The following is a 3323-nucleotide window of genomic DNA, read 5'->3' on the forward strand; positions in this document are numbered from 1 at the left end:
GAACGAGTTCCGGGCGCTGGACCTGAAGCGGGTCAAGGGGCTGCTGAAGGCGCCGGTGATGGTCGACCTGCGCAACATCTACAACCCGGCCGACATGGCCAAGGCCGGATTCGACTACACCAGCATCGGCCGCCCCCACACGGCCCCCACATCGGAGGACGCGACGATATGAGCCTCGCCCACGCCTTCCATCCCACCGTCCTGCGCGAGTACGACATCCGCGGCATCGTCGGCAAGACGCTGACCGAGGACGACGCGCGCGCCGTCGGCCGCGCCTTCGGCACCATGGTCGTGCGCCAGGGCGGCAAGACGGTGTGCACGGGCTATGACGGCCGCATCAGCTCGCCCGCGCTGGAGGCGGCGCTGACCGAGGGGCTGGTCTCCACCGGCCTGCACGTGCTGCGCATCGGCCTGGGGCCGACGCCGATGCTGTACTTCGCCACCCGCGACCGCGAGGCGGACGCCGGCATCATGATCACCGGCTCCCACAATCCGCCGGAGTACAACGGCATCAAGATGATGCTGGGCAAGGGCCCGGTGTACGGCCGCATGATCCAGGACCTGGGCACCATGGCCGCCGACGCGGACTTCGTGTCCGGCCAGGGCTCGTCCGAGGAGATCGACGTCAAGGACGCCTACGTCGACCGCCTGCTGCGCGACTACGACGGGCCGCGCGACCTGAAGGTGGCCTGGGACGCCGGCAACGGCGCCAGCGGCGAGATCCTGCGCCGCCTGACGGCCCGGCTTCCCGGAACGCACGTCCTGCTGTTCGACGAGATCGACGGCACCTTCCCGAACCACCACCCGGACCCGACGGTCGAGAAGAACCTCGTTGACCTCAAGCGCGTGGTGGCCGAGCAGGGCTGCGACATCGGCATCGGCTTCGACGGCGACGGCGACCGCATCGGCGCCATCGACCACAAGGGCCGCGTCGTGTGGGGCGACCAGCTGGTGGCGATCTACGCGGGCGAGGTGCTGAAGACCCACCCCGGCGCCACCATCATCGCCGACGTCAAGGCCAGCCAGGCGCTGTTCGACGAGATCGTCCGGCACGGCGGCCAGCCGCTGATGTGGAAGACCGGCCACTCGCTGCTCAAGGCCAAGATGGCGGAGACCGGCTCGCCGCTGGCCGGCGAGATGTCCGGGCACATCTTCTTCGCCGACAAATGGTACGGCTTCGACGACGCGCTGTACTGCGCGGTGCGCCTGATCGGTCTGGTCAGCCGCTCCGGCGGGTCGCTGGCCGACATCCGCGACCACCTGCCGGATCTGGTCAACACGCCCGAGACCCGCTTCCAGGTGGACGAGGAGCGCAAGTTCGCCGTGGTCGAGGAGGTGAAGGCGCGCCTGCAGGCGGCCGGGGCCGACGTCAACGGCATCGACGGCGTGCGCGTGAACACGCCGGACGGCTGGTGGCTGCTGCGCGCCTCCAACACCCAGGACGTGCTGGTCGCCCGCGCCGAGGCCCGCAGCGAGGAGGCGCTGGAGCGCCTGAAGGCCACGCTGATCGAACAGCTGAAGGCGTCGGGGCTGGAAGCCCCGTCGTTTGAAGACGGCGGCGGCGGGCACTGAGGGGCGTCGGAACCCCGTCACGAAAAAGGGGGCTGCCGACGGCAGCCCCCTCTACGTTTTCGGAGCGGGACGATGGCCCGGATTTGGGACGTCCTCAGTGCCGCGCGAGGCGGTCGATCTCCTCTTTCACGTGGAGTTTGTCGAGCTTCCAGCGCGCAAGCGCCTGCGAGTCGGGGAGAGGGCGGGTCTGCTCCAAGCGTATCTTTTCATCGAGAGCAGCGTGCCGCGTGCGGAGAGAATCGATGCGAGACTCAAGGCTCATGTGGCTCTCCTCTGTTAGCCGGTACGGGCTACGCGGAACAGGATAGACCGACTCAGTTGCGGGGTCTACGGGTTCGATTCGCATAGGACGGAATAATTTGGTGACATGAAATTACCGATATAGTTTTAATCTATTACCGAGTCTTTCGACGCATCCAATTTACGTCCGCGCAGCCGAGGCCCGGCGCGGGGTGCGGCGGGGGGCGTCCTCGTCCTCGCCGCTGCCGGGGCGGCGGAAGGTGCTCAGCTCGGCGATGCGGTTGATGGTCAGCCCGGCCAGCCGGCACGGCGCCACCTCCACCACCTCGAAGCCGTGCTTGCGGGTGAAGCGGTTGCCGACGCGCTCGCGGGCGTCGCGCTCGGTCTCGGCGACCAGCAGATAGCGGCGCACGCCGGTCCAGGCGCGGTGCACCACCCGCTCCTCCGACGCGGCGTTCGGGTCGTAGCGCACCGCCGCCTCGTAGAAGCGGCCCTGCCGCGGCTCCATGCGGTCGAAGACGTGGTAGCGCTGCACCGGCCCGGTCCTCTTCGCCTCGTACTCGGCCAGCGCGGCGGCCAGCTCCTGCTCGGCCTTGGCGGCGCGGCGCTCGGTGTCGGCGATGTGGCGGTCGACGGCGGCGTACTCCTTGGCGGCGTCGCTCAGCTCCTTGGACGCCTCGTCGGCGGCCTCCTTCAGCTTGGTCAGCGAGACCCGCGCCGAGACCAGCTGCCGGCGCCAGAAGCGGTTCGACAGCACGGTGAGGATCATCAGCCCGAGCGCGATGTACAGCAGCATCCCGGTCATGCGGCGGCGCCCTCCGGCGCGTCGGACAGCGGCAGCAGGTTGGCCGGCCGCACGCCGCTGCGCTCGGAGAAGGCCGTGCGCAGCAGCCCGGCGGCGTGGTCGGGCGAGCCCGCCCAGGTGTGCGCGACGTTGCGGTACTCCCAGATCTGCCGCGAGAAGATGATGTCGCGCCGCTCCACCCCCGCCGACTCGCCGCCGACCGCCAGCAGCGACCAGTAGCCGAGCGCGGCGGCGTCGCACTCGCCCAGCTCGTGCACCATTTCGATCTTGGAATATTCCAGCGCCTTCAGCTCCCTGCAGCTTCTGGCGGCGGTTCACCGCATCGGTCAGGCGGGCCTGCAGCGCCGACAGGTCGCCGGCCCGCGCGGTGGTCTTGGCCGTCCACTCGCGCAGCGCGCCCCGGCGCTTGTCGATCTGCCGCTGCAGCACGGTGGCGCGCGTCCGCTCGGCGCTGACGCGCCCGACGTCGAAGACGATGGACAGCCCCAGCGCGGCGGCGCTCGCCACCAGCACCAGCAGCCCGAGGAACTCGGCGTTGAACAGCATTCCGTCCGCCCCGCAATCGCGCGTACCGAAATGGTACACGCAAAGGCGGCGCGGACACTGCGGCACTGCGTCGCAGAAATTACCGGATTTTCACAATCTATGCCCCAGGTCGAGCAAGATTGCGTCCGCTTCCCGGAAAGTTGCCGCCGTGCGGCTTGAC

Annotated in this window: 5 protein-coding genes; 2 read left to right on the forward strand and 3 right to left on the reverse strand. The window is 69.3% G+C overall.

Translation table 11 applies throughout. The features are described 5' to 3' along the window. The first annotated feature begins 168 nt into the window (after nt 1–168). Nucleotides 169–1572 carry a phosphoglucomutase/phosphomannomutase PgmG gene (pgmG, locus tag VED21_RS34130; RefSeq protein WP_324890378.1) on the forward strand — a complete coding sequence of 468 codons (1404 nt, stop codon included), beginning with the start codon at nt 169–171 and terminating at the stop codon, nt 1570–1572. A 94-nt stretch (nt 1573–1666) separates the two neighbouring features. Here the strand turns inward: pgmG and VED21_RS34135 are convergent, their stop codons facing one another. The 3 genes from VED21_RS34135 to VED21_RS34145 all read right to left on the reverse strand — a co-directional run bounded on the left by VED21_RS34135 (nt 1667) and on the right by VED21_RS34145 (nt 2877). Further along, nucleotides 1667–1834: a YdcH family protein gene (locus VED21_RS34135; protein WP_324890379.1), complete on the reverse strand. Its 168-nt coding sequence runs from the start codon at nt 1832–1834 to the stop codon at nt 1667–1669. Nucleotides 1835–1993: 159 nt separating this feature from the next. After that, nucleotides 1994–2617, reverse strand: a complete 624-nt coding sequence (locus VED21_RS34140) for a hypothetical protein (protein ID WP_324890380.1) — start codon at nt 2615–2617, stop codon at nt 1994–1996. After that, complete coding sequence (locus VED21_RS34145) at nt 2614–2877, reverse strand: hypothetical protein (RefSeq protein ID WP_324890381.1); 264 nt, start codon at nt 2875–2877, stop codon at nt 2614–2616. The genes VED21_RS34140 and VED21_RS34145 overlap by 4 nt, the downstream gene beginning before the upstream one ends. A 7-nt stretch (nt 2878–2884) precedes the next feature. On the opposite strand from VED21_RS34145, the gene VED21_RS34150 reads away from it, so the two are divergent. After that, nucleotides 2885–3322 carry a hypothetical protein gene (locus tag VED21_RS34150; RefSeq protein WP_324890382.1) on the forward strand — a complete coding sequence of 146 codons (438 nt, stop codon included), beginning with the start codon at nt 2885–2887 and terminating at the stop codon, nt 3320–3322. The last annotated feature ends 1 nt before the right edge of the window (nt 3323 follow it).

This window comes from Azospirillum sp. (assembly GCF_035627195.1).
Taxonomy (GTDB): domain Bacteria; phylum Pseudomonadota; class Alphaproteobacteria; order Azospirillales; family Azospirillaceae; genus Azospirillum.

Bases quoted from the DNA above. Each gene is read 5' to 3' on its own strand.
- VED21_RS34145 (WP_324890381.1), bottom strand. From the start codon at position 2,877: ATGGTGCACGAGCTGGGCGAGTGCGACGCCGCCGCGCTCGGCTACTGG.
- VED21_RS34140 (WP_324890380.1), bottom strand. From the start codon at position 2,617: ATGACCGGGATGCTGCTGTACATCGCGCTCGGGCTGATGATCCTCACC.
- VED21_RS34135 (WP_324890379.1), bottom strand. From the start codon at position 1,834: ATGAGCCTTGAGTCTCGCATCGATTCTCTCCGCACGCGGCACGCTGCT.
- pgmG (WP_324890378.1), top strand. From the start codon at position 169: ATGAGCCTCGCCCACGCCTTCCATCCCACCGTCCTGCGCGAGTACGAC.